This window comes from Bacillus sp. F19 (assembly GCA_023823795.1).
GTDB lineage: Bacteria > Bacillota > Bacilli > Bacillales > Bacillaceae > Bacillus_P.
Window position 1 is genome coordinate 1,713,486 of record CP085710.1, and the last position, 24,581, is coordinate 1,738,066.

The following is a 24,581-nucleotide window of genomic DNA, read 5'->3' on the forward strand; positions in this document are numbered from 1 at the left end:
AGATTGCTTCATTCTAAATTATTTTGGCAGCAGGTAATTTGGGTGAAGGAGGAGAAATCCTTGTGAAGCAAGCACAATATGAATCCAATCGAACATAATCTTTAATCTGCAAGTAACAGCCCTGAAATCCCCCAGCTGGATGCCAGAATAATAAGCAAAACCGGAAAAAATTCAATATAATCTTAATTTTCTTTACTATCTGATGTTTCTATGGTAAATTTTCAACAATAAATAAGCATAAAAGGGAGGATTGGAAAGATGAAGATTCGCTACAATTTCGTGAAAAAAGAGGATGTCAGGTACTGCAAGGCGGAAAGCACAGTAAAGGAAGCTTATGAATTGCTGAAGGAGTCAGGGTACCGGAGTATTCCCGTGCTTAGAGAGAATGGCACAGCGTTTGCCGGCTTAATCTATAAAGTGGATCTCCTTGATCATTATGTAGAAAAGCAGGGCAAGGATGAGGATTCGATCGAGGCTCTGATTCAGGATCAGGATGCGTTTATCTATGAAGAGGATTCTTTCTTTAAGACATTCCTTACCATCAGACGTCTTCCATTTTTAGCGGTGCTGAATGATAAAGAGGAATTTTCAGGCATTATTACGCACGGTAATGTCATGGATGTACTTGAGGATTCGTTTGGCATGAAGACAGGCGGCTATATTCTGACAGTCGGCACGAAAGAGCATAAAGGAGCGATTATGGATCTTGTCTCTTCGATTAAGGATGTGAACATCGAAGGACTTCTGACGCTCGATAATGGCGATACATATTTAAGAAGAATCATAATCAACCTCTCTCATGACGTTTCTGAGAAAAAGCTGAATAAAATAATTAAGAAGCTAGAAGAAAAAGATTTCCGGGTAACGTCAGTTGATGATGTGAATCTCGGAGAAAAAGTATTGACAAAGTAAAAGGAATGTCACACTAAAAAACAGCAGGACGAGCTATTCGATCTGCTGTTTTTCTTTGCCAATTAAGTTGTTTATGCCTTTTAATATTAGAAATAAATGGTATATGCACGTTTAGAATGGGAGGTAGGATGGGCAGGCAGAAGATACTTATCTTGCATTTGAGGAGTGGGAAAAATAAGAGCTGATATCAAATGATGCGCTTCAACCCAAAACAGCAAATTGAGGTACTCGATTTGGCAAATACGCTATTCCAGGTACCCAAAACAGAAAATTGGAGCACTCCATTCAGGAAAAACACTATTCCAGGTACCCAAAACAGCAAATTTGGGTACTCGATTCAGGAAAAACACTATTCCAGGTACCCAAAACAGCAAATTGGGGCACTCGATTTGGCAAATACGCTATTCTAGGTACCCAAAACAGCAAATTGGGGCACTCGATTTGGCAAATACGCTATTCCACGTACCCAAAACAGCAAATTGGAGCACTCCATTCAGGAAAAACACTATTCCAGGTACCCAAAACAGCAAATTGGGGCACTCGATTTGGCAAAGACGCTATTCCAGGTACCCAAAACAGCAAATTGGGGCACTCGATTTGGCAAATAGGCTATTCCAGGTACCCAAAAAAGCAAATTGAGGTACTCGATTTGGCAAATAGGCTATTCCAGGTACCCAAAACAGCAAATTGGGGTACTCGAATTGGCGAATACGCTATTCCAGGTACCCAAAACAGCAAATTGAGGCACTCGATTTGGCAAATACGCTTTTCTAGGTACCCAAAACAGCAAATTGGGGTACTCGATTTGGCAAACACGCTATTCCAGGTACCAAAAACAGCAAATTTGGGTACTCCATTCATGAAAAACACTATTCCAGGTACCCAAAACAGCAAATTGGGGCACTCGATTCAGGAAAAACACTATTCCAGGTACCCAAAACAGCAAATTGGGGTACTCGATTTGGCAAACACGCTATTCCAGGTACCCAAAACAGCAAATTGAGGTACTCGACTTGGCAAACACGCTATTCCAGGTACCCAAAACAGCAAATTGAGGTACTCGATTTGGCAAATACACTATTCCAGGTACCCAAAAAAGCAAATTGGGGCACTCGATTTGGCAAACACGCAATTCCAAGTACCCAAAACAGCAAATTGGGGCACTCCATCAGCCCGCAAATCCAGCATAAAATGATTGAATATTTTACAAATTTTGACAAGTATTATGGCGTGAGTTTAGCTGAAAGTCTGGAAAAATCCAGTCAAATGAAAGATCACACCAGTTCTGCAGCTGCTGAACAAACAGTAAAAAAAGCTGAAAAAATGGGTCATGAAGCAGATCCTTATTAAAGAGCCTGAGGGCTCTTTTTTCTTTTTTTATAAAAACTGCAAGTTTAAACCCCCACAAATTCGGGAAAAACGTGGTAACTTAAATAAATTTAACAAAATTGTCATATTATTTCTCAATATTATTGTCGAATATTGCTAATCTATTTACAAGTTTAGAAGTATCTGTAATAATTTATTTGTATATTTATTCCCAATATAGATACTTAAGAGATGAGGCGGAGGGAAGAAAATGACAATCGAAATGAGCAAGTCTCAATTATTGGCGAGTATTGATTCTAAACGCAAGGAAATGATCGATACGGCAAGAGCAGGAGGATATACGTGTGAGGGCGCTGTTCAGTGCAGTCAGGAATTGGACATGCTGCTAAATAAATATCAGCAGATTCTTTTTGAAGAAGAAAATAAAACGAATCCGCCATTTCTGCAATTTATTGAGTCTATGAAGAAATGGACGGCAAGGGATGGCTTGACTATATAAATAACCTAATACTCGCAGGATAAATGGGTTCTGTTTTTTGATGGAAAAAACGGAGACATATAGATGTAAAAGGGTACTAAATTGCACAGCAATTTGTACCTTTTTTATATTGTAATTTTAACAGCTGAAAAATAAGGGGGGAGCGGTTTTACGGACTCAACTTGTCCAAAGCTTGTTTGACGGATTTGAGGTACTGCACTCTTAAAGTATCCAGTACCTTTGAGTGAATCGTGTTTCTGGGAATCAACCCCCTTACCAGTGCATATGAATCAGCAGGTGACAATAGTTATTTCCACGCCGGACTCAAGCCCTAGAAGCTGCGTAATGAAATAACCAGTCTAACTTTTTGGGGTCACTTCAAAAATCGGGCGTTTTTTAATGCGATTGACTTAACCAAATGACCAAATATCTTACTTGCCAACTTGAGAAAAACACCCGTTACTCTCGGGAGTAACAGGTTTTTTGATTAAAGATTTAGGAGCTTTTCTTATAAGGTTTCAATCAGCACGATCATAAAGAGAATGCCGAGAATAAATGAATAGGTCGCATTCCGCTCGTTGCCGTCCCCGTGGCTTTCTGGAATCAGTTCTTTATAGATGATGAACAGCATGGCTCCCGCTGCAAAAGACAGACCATAGGGGACAAGGTTTTCTACAAATGAAGTTAAATAGAAACCAAGCAGCGAAGTGATAATTTCAACCGCACCTGTCAACGTCGCGATTAGCAATGCTTTGAATTTGCCGATATTCTGGTTTATAAGGAACAGGGCAACCAAAAATCCTTCTGGAGCATTTTGAAGCCCGATGGCGAAAGCGATCAAATTTCCAGTTTCACTTTGATCTGATGCGTAGCTTACCCCAACTGATAATCCTTCAGGCAGATTATGCAATGTGATGGCAGCAATAATCAGAATAGCCTTCTGGTCAAATTCGATTCCGTATCTTGAATGTTCAAGATCGATGTGGGGGATTTTCTTTTCAAGTGTTGTTAAAACAAGCACGCCCAGAAAAAGTCCCGCACAAACCTGAAAGACTCCTCCCTGGTTCAGTGCCTCAGGCAGAAGACTCATCATTGATGCCGCCATCATGATTCCGGCTGTAAAGGCGAGCAGGATATCTCTCCATCTATGCGTTATGGTTTTTTGAAGAAACAGGATGGGAAGAGCTCCAAATCCTGTTGCTAGAGCTGATAACGTACTTCCGATTAAAACCTCAGTCATGGCTGAACTCCTTTTCGTGCATATATGTAATAGCCATATTATAGCCGAAAAAAAATCAAAAAAGATAGCGAATGGATTCATTCTTGTTTTTTCGCCATATGAGGTTATTTTTTTCGGGAAATAATAGTATTCTTGCTAATAATCATAAAGATCAAGAAGGAAATGATACATCTTGTCGGTTAATGTCGATAGGTGAACGCTTCTCTCCCTTTACGATTTTTGAAATTTCTGATAAGTTAAAGACAAAGGAATTTCATCATGTACAGCAGGGGGAATAGGGATGCAATATAGAAGGCTAGGCAGATCAGGGTTAAAGGTAAGTGAAATCAGTCTTGGAAGCTGGCTCACATTCGGCAAAACAGTTGATGAGCGGTCAGCAGCAGATATAATTCATAAGGCGTATGAAGCGGGAATCAACTTTTTCGACAGCGCGAATGTGTATGAGCGCGGAAAAGCAGAAATAGTCATGTCAAGGGCACTTAAGCCGTTTCCAAGGGATTCATATGTCCTGACGACAAAAGCTTTCTGGCCAATGGGGGACGGGCCGAACGATAAGGGGTTATCAAGAAAGCATATTATGGAACAGGTCCATGCAAGCTTAAAGCGGATGGATCTCGAATATGTCGATATTTTTTACTGTCACAGATATGATCATGAAACACCGCTTGATGAAACATTGCGGGCAATTGATGATCTTATTCGCCAGGGGAAGATCTTATATGCAGGAGTTAGCGAATGGACGGCTGCGCAAATACAGGAAGCCATGAGTGTGGCTGACCGCTACCTGCTTGACCGGATTATCGTGAACCAGCCGCAGTACAATATGTTTCATCGTGATATTGAAGAAGAAATTATTCCAATGTGCGAAAATGCCGGCGTTTCACAAGTTGTGTGGTCACCGCTTGCACAGGGGATTTTAACTGGGAAATATAAAGAAGGTTTAATCCCTAAAGGAAGCCGTGCATCCGGAGAAAACGTGAATTCATGGATGAAGAAAATCCTGAATGATATGGTGAACCGAAAAGTGGAGCTTTTGGATCAGCTTGCAAAGGAACACGGCATCACACTTGCCCAGCTTGCTCTTGCCTGGACGCTGAGGCAGCATAATGTGGCAAGCACCCTTGTCGGTTCTTCTCACCCGGAGCAGATTATTGAAAACGCAAAGGCTTCGGACGTTGCATTAGGGTATAATGCGCTGCAGCGTATTGAAGAGATCTTAACGAGCTGAAGATTTACATATTAGTAAGCACAAGCGCCTTGGGGAGGCAGGCGCTTCCTCTTTCCATAAATGCGAAAATTTTTATATTTCATCTAACTAAAAAAAGAGTGAAAAGCAGATGCTTTTCACTCTTTTTCTGATAAAGGAAGAGTAATTGTCACTTCCGTCCCTTTATCTAAAGCACTGTCAATGGCGATTGTACCTTTGTACAAGGAGATGATGCGTTTGCATACGACAAGTCCCAGACCTGTGCCGGTATCTTTCATTGTAAAGAAAGGGTGAAAGATTTTTGAAATGACATCTTCCGGTATGCCTTTTCCCGTGTCGATTACTCTGATTACAGCGAAATCTCCCTGTTTTTGCACCTCGATGGTTAATCTGCCTTCATTTTTGTCGATTGCTTCTAATGAATTTTTCGCTAAATTCAGCAGTACCTGTTTGATATGATCCTTTGTGCAATTAATAAGGAGAGGTTCTTTATATAACCGGATATCCATTTCTGTATTATAAAGATTAGCTTCAGACCCCAGCAGCGGGGATAATTCAAGCACAATCGCATTAATATCGTGGTCTGCGTGGTGGTGGGCAGTCGGTTTCCCGAGCACTAAAAACTCGCTGACGATTTCATTGATGCGCCGGATCTCTTTATCGATGACAGAAAAATAAAATTGATCTTCAGAGTCCTGATATTTCTCCTGCAAAAGCTGAATGAACCCTTTTATACCTGTCAGCGGATTTCTGATTTCGTGGGCAGTGCTTGCTGCAAGCATTCCGACAAGCTCTACTTTTTGAGCATCTATTTGGCTTTGTTCAATTAAAGCTCTTCTTCTTAAAAGGAAATTTTGGATGAGAATAAAAATGATGTTTAAGATTCCGAATGTGATCAGCATGTAAATGATCATGTCTTTTGCATGTTTAAGACTTATTTCTGAATCAGGCACACCCTCAAGCTTCCACGCGATCTGATCAAGGTAAACCCGAACAGGCTCCAATTTTGATGGCTCATTCTCGCTTCCAGATGCAAAAAGAACATGATTGCTTTCATTCACTACTTTAATATTCAATCCGGGACTGATGACGTTCATGATATTTTTAAGATAATCTACTTTTAAAGATGCTACTAATAAGTTTGTTGCTTCACCTTTTTCATTAAAAATGGGCGTGCAAATGGAAACAATATATCCTCCGGTAATATTTCCGAAGTATGCATCTGATACAGTCGATTGTTTGGTTGCAATGGCACTTTTAAAAAAATCCCGGTTTTGAAGGTTAACTGTTTTCATCAATTTTCTGGAACCGGCTGTAATGTCACCATTCTTATGAACAAAATAAAGACCTGCAAAACGCGGTTCCTGATCATGCGCCTGCATAAGCACATGCTGAATTTTATCCACGTCCTTTACTTCTTCGAGTACAAGCGCCATCGATTCCAGCCTTGCTTTTGTATCTTGAATTAAACTATCAATCTGATTTTTATGAATGTTGATCATGAATGCTGCTTCAGAACGATGGAGATCCATCACTTTGTCTTTTTGGTAAAAATAAATGCATGTATTGATTAGCAGGGATGGAATCAGCACGACCAGAAAATAGATCGATGCTTTTTTAAATCGATTAGGATCTTTCAGCAAAGTTATCGCCCCAAATAAAAGATTGCCCGATTATGAGCATACTATTCGAATTATAAACCATTTAAATTGAATGTACTAGGAAAGAAGGCTGAATTCCGCACTAAACTAAAAGCGCGTTCCTTCTGTTGTAGAGAAAGGGAATATTGGGTATGATGGAAAGAAAAGGGAGGGGTTTCTCATAGAAACAGTTAGACTGACAATCTTGCAGACGAGTGATATTCATGGTCATATTCTTCCGCTAATATACAGCACAAATGAGGAACAATGCCTTGGTCTTGCAAAAATTTCGACGATCATCAAAAAAGAGAGGAACGAGCATGATAGCGTCCTTCTCATTGATAATGGAGATTGCATCCAGGGAACCCCGCTTACCTACTATTATGCGAAAAAAGCTGCAGATCAGAGGAACCCTGTCATAGCGGCTATGAATACGCTTGGCTATGATGCAGCGGTAATCGGCAATCATGAATTCAACTACGGCAGTGATTTTTTGAAAAAAGCTGCAGATCAATCAGAATTCCCATGGCTGTCCGCTAATATCACAGAAAACGGAGAGCCATTATTAGGCAAACCTTATATAATAAAGACATACTGCGGTGTAAAGGTAGCGGTGCTTGGGGTAACAACCCATTATATCCCGAACTGGGAAGATCCGAAGCATATTAAAGAGCTCTCATTTCACGATGCTTTTCAATCGGCCAAGCATTGGACGGAATATATTAGAAAGAATGAGAAGCCTGATCTGCTCATCGTCTCTTACCATGGCGGTTTTGAACGTGACCTTAAGACGGGAGAACCGACAGAAGCGCTTACTGGCGAGAATCAGGCCTATCAATTTTGCCAGGAGATAAAGGGAATTGATGTGCTCCTCACTGGTCATCAGCATCGCTCCATTTCTGGTGAATTAAACGGAGTAACGGTGGTTCAGCCTGGCTTTAATGGACGCTTTGCCGGAAAAATTGAGATCACCTTTGCGGTTAATGAAAACGGAATTTGCGTTAAAGGGAAAACACCAAAGCTTGTAGACCTAACTATGATTGAAACAGATCAGAGCATAATAGAATTGATTCAGCCTTTCGAAAGAGAGACACAAAAGTGGCTGGATCAGCCAATTGGAAAGATCAACGGGAACATGCTGATCGAAGACCCTTTCGCAGCACGCATGGTGAAAACAGCTTTTATAGAATTTATTAATAAGGTACAAATGGATGCTTCAGGCACGGAGATCTCTAACACGGCTCTTTTTGATAATTCATCAAGAGGCTTCCCTGAAAATCCGACCATGCGTGACATAGTTTCAAGCTACATCTATCCGAATACCTTGAAGGTGCTTCGTTTGAAAGGCAGCGACATACGAGCCGCTCTTGAACGTTCAGCCTCATACTTTATGTGCGGAGAGGACGGCGCAGTCATTGTGAATCCGAAGTTTCAGGATCCGAAGCCTCAGCACTATAACTATGACATGTGGGAAGGAATTGAGTACATACTTGATGTCTCAAAACCAATCGGCAATCGGGTCGCGCTTCTTGAGAAAAAAGGAAAGCCGCTGGAACGTAATGGAGAATATGACGTTGTAATGAATAACTACAGGGCCTCAGGCGGGGGAGAATACACAATGTTCAAAGGAAAAGAAGTCATAAAAGAAGTTCCTGTTGATATGTCTGAGCTGATTGCGAACCATTTACTGGAGAAAAAAGAAGTACAAGCTTCTCTCAATCATAATTGGAAGGTCATTTGTTCATAAAATCACTCTGCTATATTGACATTTCAGCTGCCATTTTGTATCATTATTATTTAGAATTCAAGATATTTAGTTGTCGAAGGATTGATGAAAATGAAAGATCAACAGCAAATCGAACAATCGTTAAAATTATTTATCGTTTTATCCCGTGCACACCGCGCGATAAATGATCAAGTGAATAAACACATCTCAAGCTTCGGGCTGAACCCAACAGAATTTGCCGTGCTTGAGCTCCTCTATCATAAGGGAGAACAGCCGCTTCAGCAAATTGGCGGGAAGATTCTATTAGCAAGCGGAAGCATCACATACGTAGTCGACAAGCTCGAACAAAAAGAACTGCTTGTCCGAAAAGCATGTGATAAGGACCGCCGCGTTACCTATGCTCAAATTACGGATAAAGGAAAGAAATTGATTGAGAGTATTTTTCCATCTCATCAAGAGCGGTTAGATGACATTGTCGGCACTCTGACATCAGAAGAAAAGCAGACCGTCATTGATCTTATAAAAAAAGTCGGCTATCATGCACGGGATCTTCAGGATTAAAACACTTTCTAATTAGGAGGTGTTTTTTTTTTGAGAGATGGCGATAATACTGCGGTTAGCCGGAATGTGTGCTTGAATTGGGACTCTTCGATTTTTTCCATTCGACTGCTATTCCCGCAGAAAATATCCCTTTACAAATGCCTCCTTTTCTAGCCATCCCTTTGGTAATCTAGTTCTGGATATGTACGATATCAGCCGCATTATCATTTGTCCTCGCTCACACCCCAGATTTATGCTCGCTCAGCCATTTATCTCCTAATTGGCAAGCCCGGTGGACAATTACCCATCATCTTTCTATAAAAAAAGTGTCCGCATTGAACTGCCCCCCAAATGTTAGACACGATCTAACATTTGGAGGTGCAGTTTTTTTATGGCTAAATTTACAGAGCAGGAAAAGGTAAATGCCGTTAAGCGATATCTTAATGGCACAGAAGGGCACAAAGCGATCGCAATATCCATAGGAGTAGCTCACGGGGTTTTTCATAGGTGGATCCAGCAGTATCAATATAACGGAGAAAAGGCGTTTAAAAAACGATATACAACCTATTCTTTGGACGATAAACTAAAGGTACTTACCTATATGAACGAACACGGGACGTCCCTCAGTGAGACAGCTGCGATCTTTAAAATTCAATCTCCCTCTACGATTACTCAATGGAAGAGATTATTCGACACACAAGGAGTGGACGGCCTTATTCCAAGAGAAAAGGGGCGGTCATCGATGAAAAAGAAATCCCAAAAGTATCTGAGATAAAAGAACCAGTGGCAGAATCTATTGAAGCTCTTCAGGCTGAAAATGAACGATTACGTATGGAGCTTGCTTATATAAAAAAGTTGAATGCCTTAGTTCAGAACAAAGAAAAATCACCAAACAAGACAAAGCGAAAGTAGTCTATGAATTGAGGCAGGAATTCCCGGTGAAATCACTCTTAAAGCTTACGGGTATCCCTCGCAGTACCTATTACCATTTGACGAAACAGCTTGACCGCCCAGATAAAGATGCTGAATTAAAAACGGTGATTAAAGAGATTTTTCATGAACATAAAGGCCGATACGGGTACCGGCGTATTCGTGCTGAGCTAGCCAACCGAGGACTGCATGTTAATCATAAGAAAGTTTATCGACTTATGAGAGAACTAGGATTGAAGTGCCTTGTCCGCATAAAGAAATATCGGTCGTACAAAGGTGAAGCAGGCAAGGTTGCCGAAAATGTGCTAAATCGGAACTTCAAGGCGTCCAAGCCGAATGAGAAATGGGTAACCGATATTACCGAATTCAAATTATTTGGAGAAAAACTGTATCTTTCACCTATGCTAGATTTATACAATGGCGAAATTCTCACCTATACGATTGGCTCTAGACCGACCTATTCCCTTGTATCGAGTATGTTAAATAAAGCCCTAAGAAAAAAGCACAAAGAAGATACGTTACTCATTCACTCGGATCAGGGATGGCACTATCAAATGAAGAAATACCGTCTGGCTTTGAAGAAAAAGGACATCATACAAAGCATGTCTCGTAAAGGGAACTGTTATGACAATGCGGTCATTGAAAATTTCTTTGGCATTCTAAAATCAGAATTCCTTAATTACCAAGACTTCAAAAATGTGGAACATTTCAAAGAAGAACTAAGGAAATACATCCATTACTATAACCACAAACGAATTAAGACAAAATTAAAAGGCAAGAGCCCGGTACAATACCGGACTCTTGCCCAACAAGTAGCTTAACGAAATCTTGTGTCTAACTTTTAGGGGTCACTTCACATTGGACACTTTTTTACTGGTTCTGCTCAATCGGAAGAATCAAAATCTCGACCCTTCGGTTTTTTTGCTGGCCTTCTTTTGTTTTGTTGTCTGCAACTGGATTGTATTCCCCTAACCCTTTTGCAGAGAAGGCTCTCGGATCAAGCTGCTCGTTTTCAAGCAAAAGCTTCATGAAATTTACAGCACGCATCACACTTAAGTGCCAATTGGATTCATATTCCGCGTTCTGGATCGGCACGTTGTCTGTGTGGCCGCTGACGATAATATTCCTCGGAGGATTCATGACTAAAAGCTTCGAAATTTCCTTCGCCAGCTGTTCATCTTTCTTGCGGATGGAGGAATTGCCCGAATCAAAAAAGATATCATTTAAAATGGTGATGAGAAGTCCTTCATCCGTCAGAGTGGTTTTTAATTGTGTTTCAAGACTGTTTGCCGCAATATAGGCATTCACTTTTTTCTGAATTTCTTTTAATTTCTCCTGCTCGAGTGTTTCCTGCTGTTCTTTTTCTGGATTCTTTTCCTTCTCCTGATCTAGCTTTTCCATCTCACCGTCAGGGATCGGACTTGGGTATTCAAGAACGCCGGTTCCGCCTGTAAACGTGCTGTTGAAAGCCCGGGCAAGCATTTGGAATTTCTGCGCGTCTACTGAGCTCATGGCAAATAGGACGATGAAGAGGGCGAGCAATAGCGTTAATAAATCTGCATAGGGCAAAAGCCAGGATTCATCAACGTGCTCTTCCTCGTGTTTCTGTTTTTTCTTTCTAGCCATCTAAACTCTCTCCTTCCACGAAAAGCTGTTTTCTTTCGTGTGCCGGAAGATAGGTGGCAAGCTTTTGTTCAATTACTTTCGGGGCCTGGCCTTCAAGAACAGATAACACTCCTTCAATAATGACGTGCTTTACTTTTGCTTCTTGTTTGGATTTTCTTTTGAGTTTATTTGCAAAAGGGTGCCATAAAACATATCCCGTGAAAATCCCCATAAGGGTTGCCACAAATGCTGCTCCAATCGCTTTCCCTAATTCATCCGTATTATCCATATGTGAAAGAGCAGCAATTAATCCGACAACTGCTCCAAGTACTCCAAGGGTAGGGGCGTAAGTGCCCGCCTGTGAAAAGATGGATGCTCCTGCTAAGTGACGTTCTTCCATGGCATCTATTTCTTCCGTCATGACATCCCGGATAAATTCAGCATTTTGTCCGTCAACAGCCATGCTCAGCCCATTTTTTAAAAATGGATCTTCAACATCCGAAAGCTTAGCTTCAAGTGCAAGCAGCCCTTCTTTTCTCGCAACCTGGGCCCATTCGGAAAACATGGGAATCAGTTCTTGAATGCTGTGTGATTGCTGCTCTATAAAAATAACGCCGAAGAGCTTCGGCACTCTTTTAATCTCGCTTGTGGGAAATGCGGTTACGACAGTTGCAATCGTTCCGGCAATTATAATCAGCAATGCAGCCGGATTTAACAGGACAGCCGGGCTGACACCCTTCATAAACATGCCGGCGGAAACGGCGACAAGGCCTAAAATTAATCCAATAAGTGACGTTTTATCCATACTCTCACTAAATCCTTCTTTCGTTACGTTTTGTTACTATTTATATCGTCATCTTTTCATAAACTTTAAGAGCTGAATTAAATGAGAAACAGAGGAATCATGACTTTTTTCTCGAATTAAAAGAAGGAGAAGGTTATTCATTTTATGAGAGTGGGGAAATACATATGAAATTTCAGGAATACGGCTACAAAAGACCGGTCAAGGAAGAAGTTGAAGCAACATTCCATGAGGCTCTTGAATTGTTTAAGCAGGCAGAAAGCTTAGAAAAGCAGGAAGAGGCGATTGATCAGCTGAATGTCATTCGCGGCAATCTTTCTACAGCCTTCAATCTTTGCTACATCCGCCATACAATTGATACAAATGATGAGTTTTACAAGGAAGAGCAGGACTATCTTGATGAGCTTGAACCGCATGTTAAAGCAATGGATACGGAGTTTTACAAAGCGCTTGTCAGCTCAATTTTCCGCAATGAACTGGAAGAGAAATACGGGAAACAGCTTTTTGCCCTTGCTGACGCCCAGATGAAAACATTCTCACCTGAAGTACTTGAAGATCTGCAAAAAGAAAACAAACTCGTGACAGAATATACGAAGCTTGTTGCCTCTGCAAAAATTGAGTTTGACGGAAAAGAATACACACTTGCACAGCTTGAACCGCTGCTTGAATCAAAAGAGCGCGACAAGAGAAAACGTGCATCAGACGCATACTTCGGCTTTTATGCTGAAAATGGAGAAAAATTCGATGAGATTTTTGACAAGCTCGTAAAAGTCCGGACACTTATTGCAAAGAAATTAGGCTTTGCGAATTTTGTGGAGCTTGGCTACGAAAGAATGCAGCGCATTGATTTTGATGCAGACATGGCGAAGAACTTCCGTGATCAGATCAAGGAATACATCGTGCCAATGGCATCTCGATTAAGAGAACGCCAGCAAGAACGTTTAGGGCTTGATACTCTTGCTTTCCCGGATGAAAAGCTTCAATTTACAACTGGAAATGCTACTCCTAAAGGGGATTCAGAGTGGATTATCGAGAATGGGAAAAAGATGTATGAAGAGCTGTCGAGAGAAACAAATGAATTCTTTGATTTTATGATTGAACGGAATCTGATGGATCTGCTTGCTCAAAAAGGGAAGGCAGGCGGCGGATACTGCACATATATTGAAGATTACAAAGCTCCATATATCTTCGCGAACTTTAACGGTACAAGCGGAGATATTGATGTTTTGACACATGAAGCAGGACACGCATTCCAGGTCTATATGAGCCGTCATTTCAATTTATCTGAATATCACTTCCCAACACATGAGGCTTGTGAAATTCATTCCATGAGCATGGAGTTTTTCACTTGGCCTTGGATGGAAACCTTCTTTAAGGAAGATACGGAAAAGTATAAATTCAGCCATTTAAGCGGAGCGCTGTTATTCTTGCCGTACGGTGTAACTGTCGATGAGTTCCAGCATTTCATCTATGAAAATCCGGATGCCACTCCGAAGGAGCGCAAACAGGCATGGAGAGAGATTGAACGGAAATACTTGCCGCACCGCAATTACGAGGATAACGAATTCTTGGAAGAAGGCGGATTCTGGCAGCGTCAGGGACATATCTTTAATTCTCCTTTCTATTATATTGACTACACACTTGCTCAGATTTGTGCGCTGCAGTTCTGGAAAAAGATGCATGAAAATAAAGAACAGGCATGGGCGGATTATCTTCATCTTTGCAAACAGGGTGGAAGCCAATCATTCCTGGAATTAGTAAAGACTGCGAACCTGATCTCACCTTTTGAAGATGGATGTGTACAATCGGTCACAGGTGACATTCGAGAGTGGCTTGAGAACGTGGATGACAAAAACCTGTAATGAAAATGCCGTCAGCATATGCTGGCGGTTTTTTCGTCTGTTAGTCGGACAAAAAATCAGTATAAAGAATGAATTCAAACCTTGGCACTTATTTTAAAATAAAGAAAAGACAGGGGAAATGGAAATGAAATTTGTGCATGTGCAGTTAGAGTGCAAGCATCTTGAAGAAATGAAAACATTCTACACAGGTATTTTAAAGATGAGATTGACAGATGAAAAAAAGGATCGTTTTACCGTGAAAGCCGGTTTGAGCAGCTTAACCTTTATAAAAGCAGAAAACCGTACCTATTATCACTTATGCTTCAGAACGAATAAATCGTTTTTTGACGTCATGTTTAAAGAATTAGAGAGTCTTCTGCTGCAAAACGAAGAAGGCGAAGTGAGCTTATACTGGAAAGGAAAACAGGCATATTTTCATGATCCTGAAGGAAATGTGCTTGAAATGCTTGAAAGGACGGAGGTTCCATATCATCAATTAGACTGGCATGATGCATTTGAAGTTGGGCTGCCGTGTGAAAATGTTGATGAAATGCGGCGGGAATTAGCTTTTTTGACTAATCAATATGGGGCTGATTCTGACTCGTTCGCTTTTTTCGGAAATGGTGATGGTTCTGTCGTTGTGGTGAAAGATGGCAGGCACTGGTACCCGACACAAAGAGGTTCAGAGATTCATCCGATTGTTCTTGAAGTCGAGGATAAGGCTGAGTTTGAGTACAGACACCCAGTTTATCCATATAAAATTATTGCAAAAAAAGAGTGCTGATTCCATTGAATCAGCACTCTTTCCATTTTATTTAGCATTTACAGAAATCTCATCATTTGTAATCTCTACAACAAGTTCTGTGATCTCATTGTCGTCAAGCAAGATGTCAGCAATAGAATCTTCTACATGCTCTTGAATCACTCTGCGGAGCGGACGTGCACCGAATGCAGGGTGATAGCCGAGTTCGGCAATTTTTTCTTTCGCCTCATCTGTGTTGCTTAGCGTTATTTTTTGTTCTGCCAATGTGGCTTTCAAATCATCCAGCATAATATCGACGATTTCAAGCAGATGCGGTTTTTCAAGTGATTTGAATTCAATAATGCTGTCAAAACGGTTCAGAAATTCCGGTTTGAAGAATGAGCCCAGAGAGCCTAATAAAGAACTTTCGTTTAAGGCATCATTGCTTCCGAATCCGACTGTTACTTTCTTATGGCCGATGCCGGCGTTGCTTGTCATGATGATGACAGTATCTTTAAAGCTGACCGTTCTGCCCTGGCTGTCTGTCAGTCTGCCATCTTCCATCACTTGAAGGAACATGTGCTGAACATCAGGATGAGCTTTTTCAATTTCATCAAGCAGGATGATGCTGTAGGGGTTCCGACGGACTTTTTCAGACAATTGTCCAGCTTCTTCATGGCCAACATAGCCAGGAGGGGAACCAATGATTTTTGAAATCGAATGCTTTTCCATGTATTCACTCATATCAAGACGGATGAGCGAGTCGCGTGAACCAAACAGTTCAGAGGCTAGGGTTTTCGTCAGCTCTGTTTTACCGACCCCGGTCGGACCGACAAACAGGAAGGACCCGATTGGTCTTTCTTTGGACTTTAATCCTGCACGGCTGCGGCGGATGGCTTTGGCTACTTTTTTAACAGCCTCTTCCTGGCCGATTACTTTTCCTGATAGTTTCTTCTCAAGGTTTTTCATTTGAGCCTGCTCGTCTTCCTGAAGTTTTCCGACTGGTATACCCGTTTTCTTTTCAATGATGGCTTGAATATCTGCAAGATCGACTACAGCTTTAACAGGTGTCTGCATTTTCTCAAGCTTGAGCTCTTCATCGCGCAATTTAGCAGCAAGCTCGTAGTTTTCTTCCTTCGTTGCCTGAGCTTTTTTTCTGGCGATTTCAGCTAACTGTTCGCTGATGTCTTCGCCGCTGCCTGCCTGAAGGTTCTTTTTCGAACCGGCTTCATCAAGCAGGTCAATCGCTTTATCAGGCAAGTAACGATCCTGGATGTAGCGGTTTGACAAGGTTACAGTCGCTTTAATGGCTTCTTCGGAATACGTAACCTCATGGTATTTTTCATATTTATCCTGAATGCCTTTTAAGATTTCAACGGCTTTTTCAAGGGACGGTTCTGAAACCATGACTGGCTGAAATCTGCGTTCAAGCGCTGCATCTTTTTCGATTTGGCGGTACTCTTTTAAAGTAGTTGCACCGACAACCTGCAGCTCTCCGCGTGCAAGGGCAGGTTTTAAAATATTGCCTGCATCCATTGAACCCTCGGCAGACCCTGCACCAACAAGAAGATGAATTTCATCAATAAACAATATGATGTTTTTCTTTTGCTGAAGCTCAGAAATCAGCTGTTTCATTCTTTCCTCAAATTGGCCCCGTATCCCAGTGTTTGCAACAAGTGAAGCCACATCAAGCAAGTAAATCTCTTTATTTTTCAGCTTTGCAGGGACATCGCCTTCTGCAATTTTAAGCGCAAAGCCTTCTACTACAGCTGTTTTACCTACTCCAGGTTCACCGATTAAAACGGGGTTATTCTTATTTCTTCTGTTCAGAATTTCAATTAATCTTTCAACCTCTGCATCTCTTCCAATAACAGGATCAATGACTCCGGCCTTTGCGGCGCGAGTTAAATTGCGGCCTAATTGGTCAAGAAGACCATTGCTTCCTCGTTTCTGAGTTTGCTCTTCTGCGCCTTGCTGGAATGGCTGAGAAGGGGGAACATTTCCGAAAGATCCGCTTGGTACAGAGCTTCTATATTGAGCATAACAATCTGAGCATAGCAGCACTTGCTGACGCTCCTGATTAATTTGAAGAGTTAAATGAACAGATGCTTTCTTAGCTTGACAATGTTGACATAGCATAGTGAAAACCTCCTGATATATAATTTGACTTTGACTATCTTTGACTAATTGAGTGAGTAAAAAATCACCTCACTAGGATGATCTTGATTCATATTATAGTTTGACCTTATTTGACTTTCAAGTATTTTGCTTAAAAATTTTTCAAGTTAAATATTCACTAGTTGAAAATTGGATCTATTTACTTTCTAGAATAAGATCCAAAAGGAAAATACCTCAATAAAGGTGGCCCTATCCATTTGGTTTTAATTTACAATTAGACTTAAGTGATAGCGAGAGTTTCCTTTTTGTGGAATGAGTTTTACTTCCATTCTGCAAATCCAAATGGCTCTTGTTTCCATAGGATTGCCTCTAGGTACCTGGTGATCTGGAGGATTTTGCATTGGCTTCTTGCCACTATTTGCGCGAGTACATGAAGGTAATACAGAATGAGTGCAATGAACACTTGATTCATCTGGTTTAACCGGCGTGATAGCTGTGAAACACTGATTGAATCTAAAGCTGGTGCTGCATAGCTAGTTTGCAGCACTCAATGTGGGCTACTACATGAGTTAAGTGCTTCATAACCAAGTTTGCAGCACTTAATATGGGCTACTACAAGAGTTTAGTGCATCATAACCGCATATGCAGCATTTAATGAAGGTTCCGACACGAGATAAGTGCTACAAAACCGCATTTTCTGCACTTAATATGGGCTTCGAAACGAGATAAGTGCTACATAACCAAGTTTGCAGCACAAAATGTGGGCTCCGACACGAGATAAGTGCATCATAACCGCATATGCAGCATTTAATGAAGGCTCCGACACGAGATAAGTGCTACATAACCGCATATGCAGCATTTAATGAAGGCTCCGACACGAGATAAGTGCTTCATAACCGCATATGCAGCACAAAATGTGGGCTCCGACATGAGATAAGTGCTACATAACCAAGTTTGCAGCACTTAATATGAGCGCCGACACGAGATAAGTGCTTCATATTCTTATTAATATTGAAATATAACTTTTCTTCTGCAAACTAAGCTGACCGCATTAAGGTTGTACTTCTTTCTTAACACCTTGTCTCATATACATGGTAAGAGTTCAGCTAAAAGCATTCATCGTAACGGGGGTAGAAGATGAAGAATCAATGGTTTCAGGTTGTTCAAATCGCAGCTGTATATGTTGGAACGGTTGTCGGGGCCGGCTTTGCAACTGGACGGGAGATTGTAGAATTTTTTACGCAGTATGGCATTTTTGGCATACTCGGTATTTTAATATGCGGGTTCTTTTTTATGCATCTTGGTGCAAAGATTATGATCATTTCAAAACGGATCGGAGCAAAATCGTACCAGGATTTTAATCTTTTCTTATTCGGCAAGTCGTTTGGATTTATTATTAATCTCTTTATGCTGCTTGTCTTATTCGGTGTAACATCTGTGATGCTATCTGGTGCAGGGGCTATTTTTGAGGAGCAGCTGGGATTCTCAAGGAAGTTTGGCGTGCTTTTGACCATCCTTCTGACAATCATCGCGATGTCTTTCGGCTCCAAAGGGCTGTTTAGCGTCAATATTATTGTCGTGCCGCTTTTAATCCTCTTCAGTGTGCTAATTGCGGTATCATCATTTGATGCCCATACGTTTTCATCATTTCAGCTTCATCATGCTCCATCATTTAAATGGCTGATCTCAGCCATCTCCTATTCAGCCTTTAACCTTGCGATGGCAGAAGCAGTTCTTGTTCCCCTTGCTCAGGAGATTGAAGATGAGCGCGTTGTAAAATGGGGAGGAATAGTTGGAGGGGCCCTCCTTACGTTCATTTTGCTTAGCAGCCACTTTGCCCTGTCCACACTTCCTGATGTGATTTTATACGATATCCCAATGGCCGAGGTCATGAAAGCATCTGTTTTATCCTTCTTTTTCATTTATATATTGGTCATTTACGGGGAAGTTTTTACATCTGTCATCGGTAATTTATTTGGTCTTGAACGCCATTTGGTGCGGGTAATTCCAATCCCAAGGATGTTTATCATCCTCATCCTGCTCAGCGGTGCTTTTTTCGTCAGTCAAATTGGCTACAGCTCACTGATTGCCTTTCTATATCCAATCTTTGGCTATATGAGCATCGTCTTTTTGGTCTTATTGATGGTCCGGAAAAACCCTCTTCCTGATAATAATAATAATACGCTAAAAAAGTGAGAATAATCAAACAATTTAAACATAAAGGCTTGATTATCAACATAATTATGAAGAAAACTGGCATATTTCCCGTTTGACTGCTGAAGTTGTTCATATTATGATGTTTTTAAAGTTATCTGAATTTTTTATATCTTTCAGGAGAGGTGATGAGATGGGGTATTAACTTTTCATAGAAGGTTTTGCACCATCCAATGCCTAATAGATTGAAATTTTTCAGGAGGTGACACCTTTTCTGTCTCAGGCGGAAGAGGGAATTTATTTGGACATAGTGAATTTGTTCATTATTGCGATTTTAATTGCTGCCACTGCTTTTTTTGTAGCATCGGAGTTCGCAATTGTTAAAATTCGAAGTTCCCGCATTAATCAGCTGATTGAAGAAGGAAATAAACAGGCATTATCAGCTAAGAAAGTAACGGATAACCTGGATGAATATTTATCAGCTTGCCAGCTGGGAATCACCATTACAGCACTCGGCCTCGGCTGGCTTGGGGAGCCTGCAATCGGAAGGCTGCTTCATCCTGTTTTCAAAAGGTTTGACCTGCCAAGTTCAGGCGTTCAGTTCTTGTCTGCCGCAATTGCCTTTGCCGTCATCACATTTCTGCACGTAGTGGTGGGGGAGCTTGCGCCAAAAACTGTTGCCATTCAAAAAGCGGAGCGAATTACGCTAACCTTTTCAAAGCCGTTAATGGCTTTTTACCGCCTCATGTATCCGGTGATCTGGGTGTTAAATGGCTCAGCACGGCTCCTGACGAGTTTCATTGGAATGAAGCAGGTCTCAGAGCATGAGCTTGCACACAGCGAGGAAGAATTAAGAATCTTGTTATCTGAAAGCTATGAAAGCGGAGAGATCAATCAATCTGAATACAAATATGTGAATAAGATATTTAAATTTGATGATCGTATTGCGAAAGAAATTATGGTGCCCCGCACCCAAATCGTCTCACTTGATATTGAAGAGACGCTGCAGTCGCATCTGAAGATTATCAAAAGTGAAAAATATACAAGATATCCCGTCGTTGACGGCGACAAAGACCATATCATCGGTATGGTGAATATTAAAGAAATTTTTACGGACTTATTTCAATCCAAAAAAACCGATCATTTTTCATTGAAAACCTATATTAGGCCTGTTATTCAAGTAATCGATTCTGTGCCGATTCAAGAACTGCTCCTTAAAATGCAAAAAGAGCATATTCACATGGCCATTCTTATTGATGAATACGGCGGAACCGCTGGGCTTGTAACAGTTGAAGATATATTAGAGGAAATCGTAGGCGAAATCAGAGATGAATTTGATGCTGATGAAGTGCCGCTTGTCCAGAAAATCACGGATGATCAGTATGTGATCGATGGAAAAGTATTAATAAGCGAACTGAACGATTTGTTCGGAATTGAAATGGATGACACAGATGTTGATACAATCGGCGGCTGGATGCTGACTGAAAAATACGATATCAAAAAAGGGGAAATGGTTGAATTCGGATCCTTTACGTTTAAAGTGAAGGACATGGAAAACCACCATATCCGCTATCTCGAAATGACCCGAAAAAAAAAGACGGATAGTTCCCCGCTTTTGCAGAAGGGAATTGCTGCTACACAATGAGATGCTTTTACCAGCATCTTTTTTTGCGTAAAAAGCGTCGTCTGAGGTTAAAATAAGCCTGAATCTCATTTACAAAAGGAGACCGGTAATATGACACAATCCAAAGGCCAAAAGCAGAGACAATGGGACATTCGCAAAGAATCTCAAAATGAGCATGGCAAAGTAAAATCGTTTAAAGAGCTCGAGCAGGAAGGCACTCAGAATAGCAAAAAATAGAAAATGAAGAAGGAATCCGAAGTTTTTGGATTCCTTCTTTATTGAGAGGTTAGTGCATGAATTTTTAGCGCTTTGATGTCTAGCTCCACAGCCCAACTTCTCGGCCAGAACAAATCCGGAAAAAAAGTCAAACCCGGACTTTTCTGCAGATTCTTATCTGTCATGCCTGCGCTAACCGGCGCTTCCGCTTTTCCAGTTTATAGCACCCGCTCTTTTTCCTCTGCCAGACATGCTTTCGCAAGCTTTTTCAGCTGTTTATTTAACAGTTTTATCCAGGCTAAGCCAATCCTGCTGTATTATGCCTTCATAAATATAGGCTGAAAACTCCCAAACCTCTTGTTTTTCAGTCCGGTTTGTTTCCGCTACTAAAATTAACGCTTTCAGCACAGAAGCCATAACGGAGACATCCTCTTTACCATAATGCCGGATCTGATAAAAGCTTTCATATAAGTAGTCGGTAAAAGTGGGTTTAGGCAGAACAATTCTGATCTGATTCTTTCTGTCGCGATGATAGGGAGAAGGGGAATGATTTTTTCCGAACTTCGTCAGAATTTGGGCAAGATGTTCAATACATGAAACGTAATTGTCGTCATCGTTAATAAGGAAGTGGAAGTGGCACTTAGTATGGTATGAGAAAGTTCCTTATCTGTTAAAAAACAGATGGTATATGCTTGAAATAATCGTTTTCTGCAAGAAATCTGTCTGCTATCATACTGAGCACGGCAAGAATGAAAAAGGTGACCGCGTAGATGGCAGGGGTAATCCAAAAAATTGATTTCAATTTGACTAGGATCGGTTTAATAGGCATGAGCTGCCCCCACCTTGAATAAAATAAGATTGAAGTGTTTGTCTGTTCGTGGTATAGTATGAACGGTAAAAATATTGATAAATTCCGCGCAGTTTGTGCGGGAGAGGTTCTAGCACAACCCTCTATAAAAAACTAAGTATGAGCTGTATCTTGATAGAGGTATAGTTTTTTAGTTGGGGATTTTACATGCTAGACACTTCTGAACCTATCAGGGTGTCTTTTCTTATGCCGATTTTTAAATCGGGGTTGTGAAAGAATGCTCTCTTCGAATGAGGAGGATATATAGATGAAAAACGATAAAGCACTTGTTGTTTTCAGCGGCGGCCAGGATAGTACGACATGTTTATTTTGGGCCATAAAGCAATTTAAAGAAGTGGAAGTTGTAACGTTTAATTATAACCAGCGCCACAAGCTTGAAATAGAAGTGGCAGAAGCCATTGCAAATGATCTTGGAGTACGGCACCATCTTTTGGATATGTCGCTCTTAAACCAGCTTGCACCTAATGCCCTTACAAGAGATGATATTGAAATTGAACATAAGGAAGGCGAACTCCCTTCAACTTTTGTTCCAGGAAGAAATTTGCTGTTCCTGACGTTTGCATCCGTCCTAGCTAAGCAAATCGGAGCAAAGCATATCGTTACAGGGGTCTGTGAAACAGATTTCAGCGGGTATCCGGATTGCCGCGACGTGTTCGTAAAATCATGCAACGTCACCATCAATTTAGCAATGGATGATCAATTTGTCATTCATACGCCGCTTATGTGGATCAATAAAGCGGAAACATGGAAGCTTGCAGATGAACTCGGTGCACTGGACTATGTAAGGGAAAAAACGCTCACATGCTACAACGGTATTATCGCAGAAGGATGCGGAGAATGTCCAGCATGTCACTTAAGGAAAAAAGGCCTTGACGATTATCTGGCTGTAAAAGGAGGAGAGGCGTAATGCTTCAGCAAATGTACCCGCAAACACTCCACCCTTATTCTTATGAGCTGAACAAAGATATGCAGATATCTGCCGCTCACTACGTGCCGAATGAAGAAGCAGGCAAATGCCGCCGTATCCATGGTCATACGTATTTTATTAATGTAACGGTCGCGGGTGATGAGCTTGATCAATCAGGGTTCCTCATAAATTTTGCCCATATCAAGGAGCTCGTGCACGACCGCTTTGACCATACAATTCTTAATGAAAATGAATTGTTTGATGATCATGATCCAAAAAAATTTCCTACTACTGAAGTAGTGGCGCGCACGATTTATGAAATGATACAGCAGCATTTGGATACACTGGGGCACAAACCGAAATGTGTCGGTGTTTTTGTCCGCGAAACACCAACAAGCTACGTAATGTACCGCCCCAAGCAGGTGAAAAGTGGATGAAAAAGTTTCCCGTTTTAGAAATTTTCGGCCCGACCATTCAAGGAGAAGGAATGGTTATTGGTCAAAAAACGATGTTTGTCCGTACAGCAGGCTGTGACTATTCTTGCAGCTGGTGTGATTCTGCTTTCACTTGGGACGGATCCGCAAAAGATGACATTAGACAATTAACAGCGGAAGAAATTTGGTCAGAGCTGTTCGAACTTGGCGGAAGCCATTTTTCTCACGTGACAATTTCAGGCGGAAATCCTGCTTTACTTGGGAATCTGAATGAACTGATTGAACTTCTTCACGAAAAGAAAGTAAAAGTTGCAATTGAAACACAGGGCAGCCGTCTGCAGCCCTGGTTCGATCAAATTGATGATTTGACCATCTCGCCAAAACCTCCGAGCTCAGGAATGAAGACTGACTTTGATAAATTGGATGAAATTGTTCGCTATTTAACTGAAAAAAACCGTCTCCATTATGCCAGTTTAAAAGTAGTTGTATTTGATGAGCATGATTTGGAGTATGCGAAAATGGTTCACAAGAAATACCCGGAAATCATTTTTTATCTTCAGGTAGGAAATGATCTGGTCCAAGAACCGGATGATGGAAAATTAATTGCTCATTTGCTTACAAGATACGAGTGGCTGATAGACCGGGCAGTATCAGAAGAAGATTTAAACAATGCGCGCGTATTGCCGCAGCTGCACACCCTTGTCTGGGGAAACAAAAGAGGAGTTTAACAAAGAAAGGACGGCTGATTATGGCTGGAAGACAAGATTCAGAACTAACAGATGTAACATTGCTTGGCAATCAGGGAACAAATTATTTATTCGAATACAGCCCTGATATTTTAGAATCATTTGATAATAAACACGAAAACCGCGATTATTTTGTGAAATTTAATTGCCCTGAATTTACAAGTCTTTGTCCAAAAACAGGGCAGCCTGACTTTGCAGCCATTTATATCAGCTATATTCCAGATAAAAAAATGGTTGAGAGCAAATCATTGAAGCTTTATTTATTCAGCTTCCGCAATCACGGAGACTTCCATGAAGACTGCATGAACATCATCATGAATGATCTGATTGACCTGATGGATCCTAGATATATTGAAGTATGGGGCAAGTTCACTCCGCGCGGCGGAATTTCAATCGATCCTTATACAAACTACGGAAAACCTGGCACAAAATATGAACAAATGGCGGAGCACCGCATGATGAATCATGATATGTATCCGGAGAAAATCGACAATCGCTGAAAAAAACGAAATTATTTTCAAG

The 24,581-nt window shown here is 41.1% G+C and carries 22 protein-coding genes, 1 pseudogene and 1 riboswitch; of the genes and pseudogenes, 16 read left to right on the forward strand and 7 right to left on the reverse strand.

Translation table 11 applies throughout. The features are described 5' to 3' along the window. Positions 1–258 precede the first annotated feature (258 nt). The 3 genes from cbpA to LIT25_08640 all read left to right on the forward strand — a co-directional run bounded on the left by cbpA (position 259) and on the right by LIT25_08640 (position 2,740). Positions 259–912 (forward strand): cyclic di-AMP binding protein CbpA, encoded by a 654-nt coding sequence (gene cbpA / locus LIT25_08630; GenBank protein USK35342.1) that lies wholly within the window; start codon positions 259–261, stop codon positions 910–912. A 1,065-nt stretch (positions 913–1,977) separates the two neighbouring features. Next, positions 1,978–2,262 carry a hypothetical protein gene (locus LIT25_08635; protein ID USK35343.1) on the forward strand — a complete coding sequence of 95 codons (285 nt, stop codon included), beginning with the start codon at positions 1,978–1,980 and terminating at the stop codon, positions 2,260–2,262. A gap of 229 nt (positions 2,263–2,491) precedes the next feature. Then, positions 2,492–2,740: an aspartyl-phosphate phosphatase Spo0E family protein gene (locus LIT25_08640; protein ID USK35344.1), complete on the forward strand. Its 249-nt coding sequence runs from the start codon at positions 2,492–2,494 to the stop codon at positions 2,738–2,740. 487 nt (positions 2,741–3,227) lie between these two features. On the opposite strand, the gene LIT25_08645 is transcribed toward LIT25_08640, so the two are convergent. Continuing rightward, entirely contained in the window at positions 3,228–3,959 is a 732-nt protein-coding gene (locus LIT25_08645; protein ID USK35345.1) for a ZIP family metal transporter, read from the reverse strand. 280 nt (positions 3,960–4,239) lie between these two features. Here LIT25_08645 and LIT25_08650 point away from each other — a divergent pair, with 280 nt between their 5' ends. Beyond that, complete coding sequence (locus LIT25_08650; GenBank protein USK35346.1) at positions 4,240–5,187, forward strand: aldo/keto reductase family protein; 948 nt, start codon at positions 4,240–4,242, stop codon at positions 5,185–5,187. A 116-nt stretch (positions 5,188–5,303) separates the two neighbouring features. Here LIT25_08650 and LIT25_08655 read toward each other — a convergent pair whose 3' ends face one another. Next, a complete protein-coding gene (locus LIT25_08655; GenBank protein USK35347.1) occupies positions 5,304–6,809 on the reverse strand; it encodes a two-component sensor histidine kinase in 1,506 nt (501 codons plus the stop codon). Positions 6,810–6,951: 142 nt separating this feature from the next. Here LIT25_08655 and LIT25_08660 point away from each other — a divergent pair, with 142 nt between their 5' ends. From LIT25_08660 to LIT25_08670, 3 genes and pseudogenes are all read left to right on the forward strand, one after another. Continuing rightward, a complete protein-coding gene (locus tag LIT25_08660) occupies positions 6,952–8,553 on the forward strand; it encodes a bifunctional metallophosphatase/5'-nucleotidase (protein ID USK36212.1) in 1,602 nt (533 codons plus the stop codon). A gap of 90 nt (positions 8,554–8,643) precedes the next feature. Further along, positions 8,644–9,093, forward strand: coding sequence for a MarR family transcriptional regulator (locus tag LIT25_08665; GenBank protein USK35348.1), 450 nt, complete (start codon positions 8,644–8,646; stop codon positions 9,091–9,093). A 370-nt stretch (positions 9,094–9,463) separates the two neighbouring features. After that, a pseudogene (locus tag LIT25_08670) lies at positions 9,464–10,823 on the forward strand (IS3 family transposase). Positions 10,824–10,872: 49 nt separating this feature from the next. Here LIT25_08670 and motB read toward each other — a convergent pair. Next, on the reverse strand, positions 10,873–11,628 hold the full coding sequence (gene motB / locus LIT25_08675; protein USK35349.1) for a flagellar motor protein MotB: 756 nt from the start codon (positions 11,626–11,628) through the stop codon (positions 10,873–10,875). Next, positions 11,621–12,412: a flagellar motor stator protein MotA gene (gene motA, locus LIT25_08680; protein ID USK35350.1), complete on the reverse strand. Its 792-nt coding sequence runs from the start codon at positions 12,410–12,412 to the stop codon at positions 11,621–11,623. The genes motB and motA overlap by 8 nt, the downstream gene beginning before the upstream one ends. Positions 12,413–12,576: 164 nt before the next feature. Between motA and LIT25_08685 the strand changes: the two genes are divergently transcribed. Together LIT25_08685 and LIT25_08690 are read left to right on the forward strand one after the other, a co-directional pair. Beyond that, positions 12,577–14,271 (forward strand): M3 family oligoendopeptidase, encoded by a 1,695-nt coding sequence (locus LIT25_08685; GenBank protein USK35351.1) that lies wholly within the window; start codon positions 12,577–12,579, stop codon positions 14,269–14,271. 124 nt (positions 14,272–14,395) lie between these two features. Then, positions 14,396–15,034, forward strand: a complete 639-nt coding sequence (locus LIT25_08690; protein ID USK35352.1) for a VOC family protein — start codon at positions 14,396–14,398, stop codon at positions 15,032–15,034. Positions 15,035–15,061: 27 nt separating this feature from the next. Here LIT25_08690 and LIT25_08695 read toward each other — a convergent pair whose 3' ends face one another. Beyond that, positions 15,062–17,131 carry an AAA family ATPase gene (locus LIT25_08695; GenBank protein USK35353.1) on the reverse strand — a complete coding sequence of 690 codons (2,070 nt, stop codon included), beginning with the start codon at positions 17,129–17,131 and terminating at the stop codon, positions 15,062–15,064. 1,116 nt (positions 17,132–18,247) lie between these two features. Here LIT25_08695 and LIT25_08700 point away from each other — a divergent pair. The 3 genes from LIT25_08700 to LIT25_08710 all read left to right on the forward strand — a co-directional run bounded on the left by LIT25_08700 (position 18,248) and on the right by LIT25_08710 (position 21,125). Beyond that, on the forward strand, positions 18,248–19,306 hold the full coding sequence (locus LIT25_08700) for a hypothetical protein (protein USK35354.1): 1,059 nt from the start codon (positions 18,248–18,250) through the stop codon (positions 19,304–19,306). Between the two features lie 259 nt (positions 19,307–19,565). Continuing rightward, positions 19,566–20,909: a hemolysin family protein gene (locus LIT25_08705; protein USK35355.1), complete on the forward strand. Its 1,344-nt coding sequence runs from the start codon at positions 19,566–19,568 to the stop codon at positions 20,907–20,909. 90 nt (positions 20,910–20,999) lie between these two features. After that, on the forward strand, positions 21,000–21,125 hold the full coding sequence (locus LIT25_08710; protein ID USK35356.1) for a DUF6254 family protein: 126 nt from the start codon (positions 21,000–21,002) through the stop codon (positions 21,123–21,125). 255 nt (positions 21,126–21,380) lie between these two features. Here the strand turns inward: LIT25_08710 and LIT25_08715 are convergent, their stop codons facing one another. Together LIT25_08715 and LIT25_08720 are read right to left on the reverse strand one after the other, a co-directional pair. Beyond that, entirely contained in the window at positions 21,381–21,725 is a 345-nt protein-coding gene (locus LIT25_08715; GenBank protein USK36213.1) for a DUF2254 domain-containing protein, read from the reverse strand. A gap of 49 nt (positions 21,726–21,774) precedes the next feature. Then, positions 21,775–21,933, reverse strand: a complete 159-nt coding sequence (locus tag LIT25_08720) for a hypothetical protein (protein USK35357.1) — start codon at positions 21,931–21,933, stop codon at positions 21,775–21,777. Positions 21,934–22,030: 97 nt separating this feature from the next. Then, positions 22,031–22,075: riboswitch (PreQ1 riboswitch) on the forward strand. Between the two features lie 144 nt (positions 22,076–22,219). On the opposite strand from LIT25_08720, the gene queC reads away from it, so the two are divergent. The 4 genes from queC to queF are packed head-to-tail and all read left to right on the forward strand — an operon-like array spanning position 22,220 to position 24,559. Beyond that, entirely contained in the window at positions 22,220–22,879 is a 660-nt protein-coding gene (gene queC / locus LIT25_08725; protein USK35358.1) for a 7-cyano-7-deazaguanine synthase QueC, read from the forward strand. Next, positions 22,879–23,316: a 6-carboxytetrahydropterin synthase QueD gene (queD, locus tag LIT25_08730; protein ID USK35359.1), complete on the forward strand. Its 438-nt coding sequence runs from the start codon at positions 22,879–22,881 to the stop codon at positions 23,314–23,316. The genes queC and queD overlap by 1 nt, the downstream gene beginning before the upstream one ends. Continuing rightward, positions 23,313–24,041, forward strand: coding sequence for a 7-carboxy-7-deazaguanine synthase QueE (queE, locus tag LIT25_08735; protein USK35360.1), 729 nt, complete (start codon positions 23,313–23,315; stop codon positions 24,039–24,041). The genes queD and queE overlap by 4 nt, the downstream gene beginning before the upstream one ends. Positions 24,042–24,061: 20 nt before the next feature. Beyond that, positions 24,062–24,559, forward strand: coding sequence for a preQ(1) synthase (gene queF, locus LIT25_08740; GenBank protein USK35361.1), 498 nt, complete (start codon positions 24,062–24,064; stop codon positions 24,557–24,559). The last annotated feature ends 22 nt before the right edge of the window (positions 24,560–24,581 follow it).

Bases quoted from the DNA above. Each gene is read 5' to 3' on its own strand.
- motA (USK35350.1), bottom strand. From the start codon at position 12,412: ATGGATAAAACGTCACTTATTGGATTAATTTTAGGCCTTGTCGCCGTT.
- motB (USK35349.1), bottom strand. From the start codon at position 11,628: ATGGCTAGAAAGAAAAAACAGAAACACGAGGAAGAGCACGTTGATGAA.
- LIT25_08665 (USK35348.1), top strand. From the start codon at position 8,644: ATGAAAGATCAACAGCAAATCGAACAATCGTTAAAATTATTTATCGTT.
- LIT25_08640 (USK35344.1), top strand. From the start codon at position 2,492: ATGACAATCGAAATGAGCAAGTCTCAATTATTGGCGAGTATTGATTCT.
- queC (USK35358.1), top strand. From the start codon at position 22,220: ATGAAAAACGATAAAGCACTTGTTGTTTTCAGCGGCGGCCAGGATAGT.
- queE (USK35360.1), top strand. From the start codon at position 23,313: ATGAAAAAGTTTCCCGTTTTAGAAATTTTCGGCCCGACCATTCAAGGA.
- LIT25_08690 (USK35352.1), top strand. From the start codon at position 14,396: ATGAAATTTGTGCATGTGCAGTTAGAGTGCAAGCATCTTGAAGAAATG.
- cbpA (USK35342.1), top strand. From the start codon at position 259: ATGAAGATTCGCTACAATTTCGTGAAAAAAGAGGATGTCAGGTACTGC.
- LIT25_08695 (USK35353.1), bottom strand. From the start codon at position 17,131: ATGCTATGTCAACATTGTCAAGCTAAGAAAGCATCTGTTCATTTAACT.
- LIT25_08720 (USK35357.1), bottom strand. From the start codon at position 21,933: ATGCCTATTAAACCGATCCTAGTCAAATTGAAATCAATTTTTTGGATT.
- queF (USK35361.1), top strand. From the start codon at position 24,062: ATGGCTGGAAGACAAGATTCAGAACTAACAGATGTAACATTGCTTGGC.
- queD (USK35359.1), top strand. From the start codon at position 22,879: ATGCTTCAGCAAATGTACCCGCAAACACTCCACCCTTATTCTTATGAG.
- LIT25_08685 (USK35351.1), top strand. From the start codon at position 12,577: ATGAAATTTCAGGAATACGGCTACAAAAGACCGGTCAAGGAAGAAGTT.
- LIT25_08710 (USK35356.1), top strand. From the start codon at position 21,000: ATGACACAATCCAAAGGCCAAAAGCAGAGACAATGGGACATTCGCAAA.
- LIT25_08650 (USK35346.1), top strand. From the start codon at position 4,240: ATGCAATATAGAAGGCTAGGCAGATCAGGGTTAAAGGTAAGTGAAATC.
- LIT25_08700 (USK35354.1), top strand. From the start codon at position 18,248: ATGAAGAATCAATGGTTTCAGGTTGTTCAAATCGCAGCTGTATATGTT.
- LIT25_08645 (USK35345.1), bottom strand. From the start codon at position 3,959: ATGACTGAGGTTTTAATCGGAAGTACGTTATCAGCTCTAGCAACAGGA.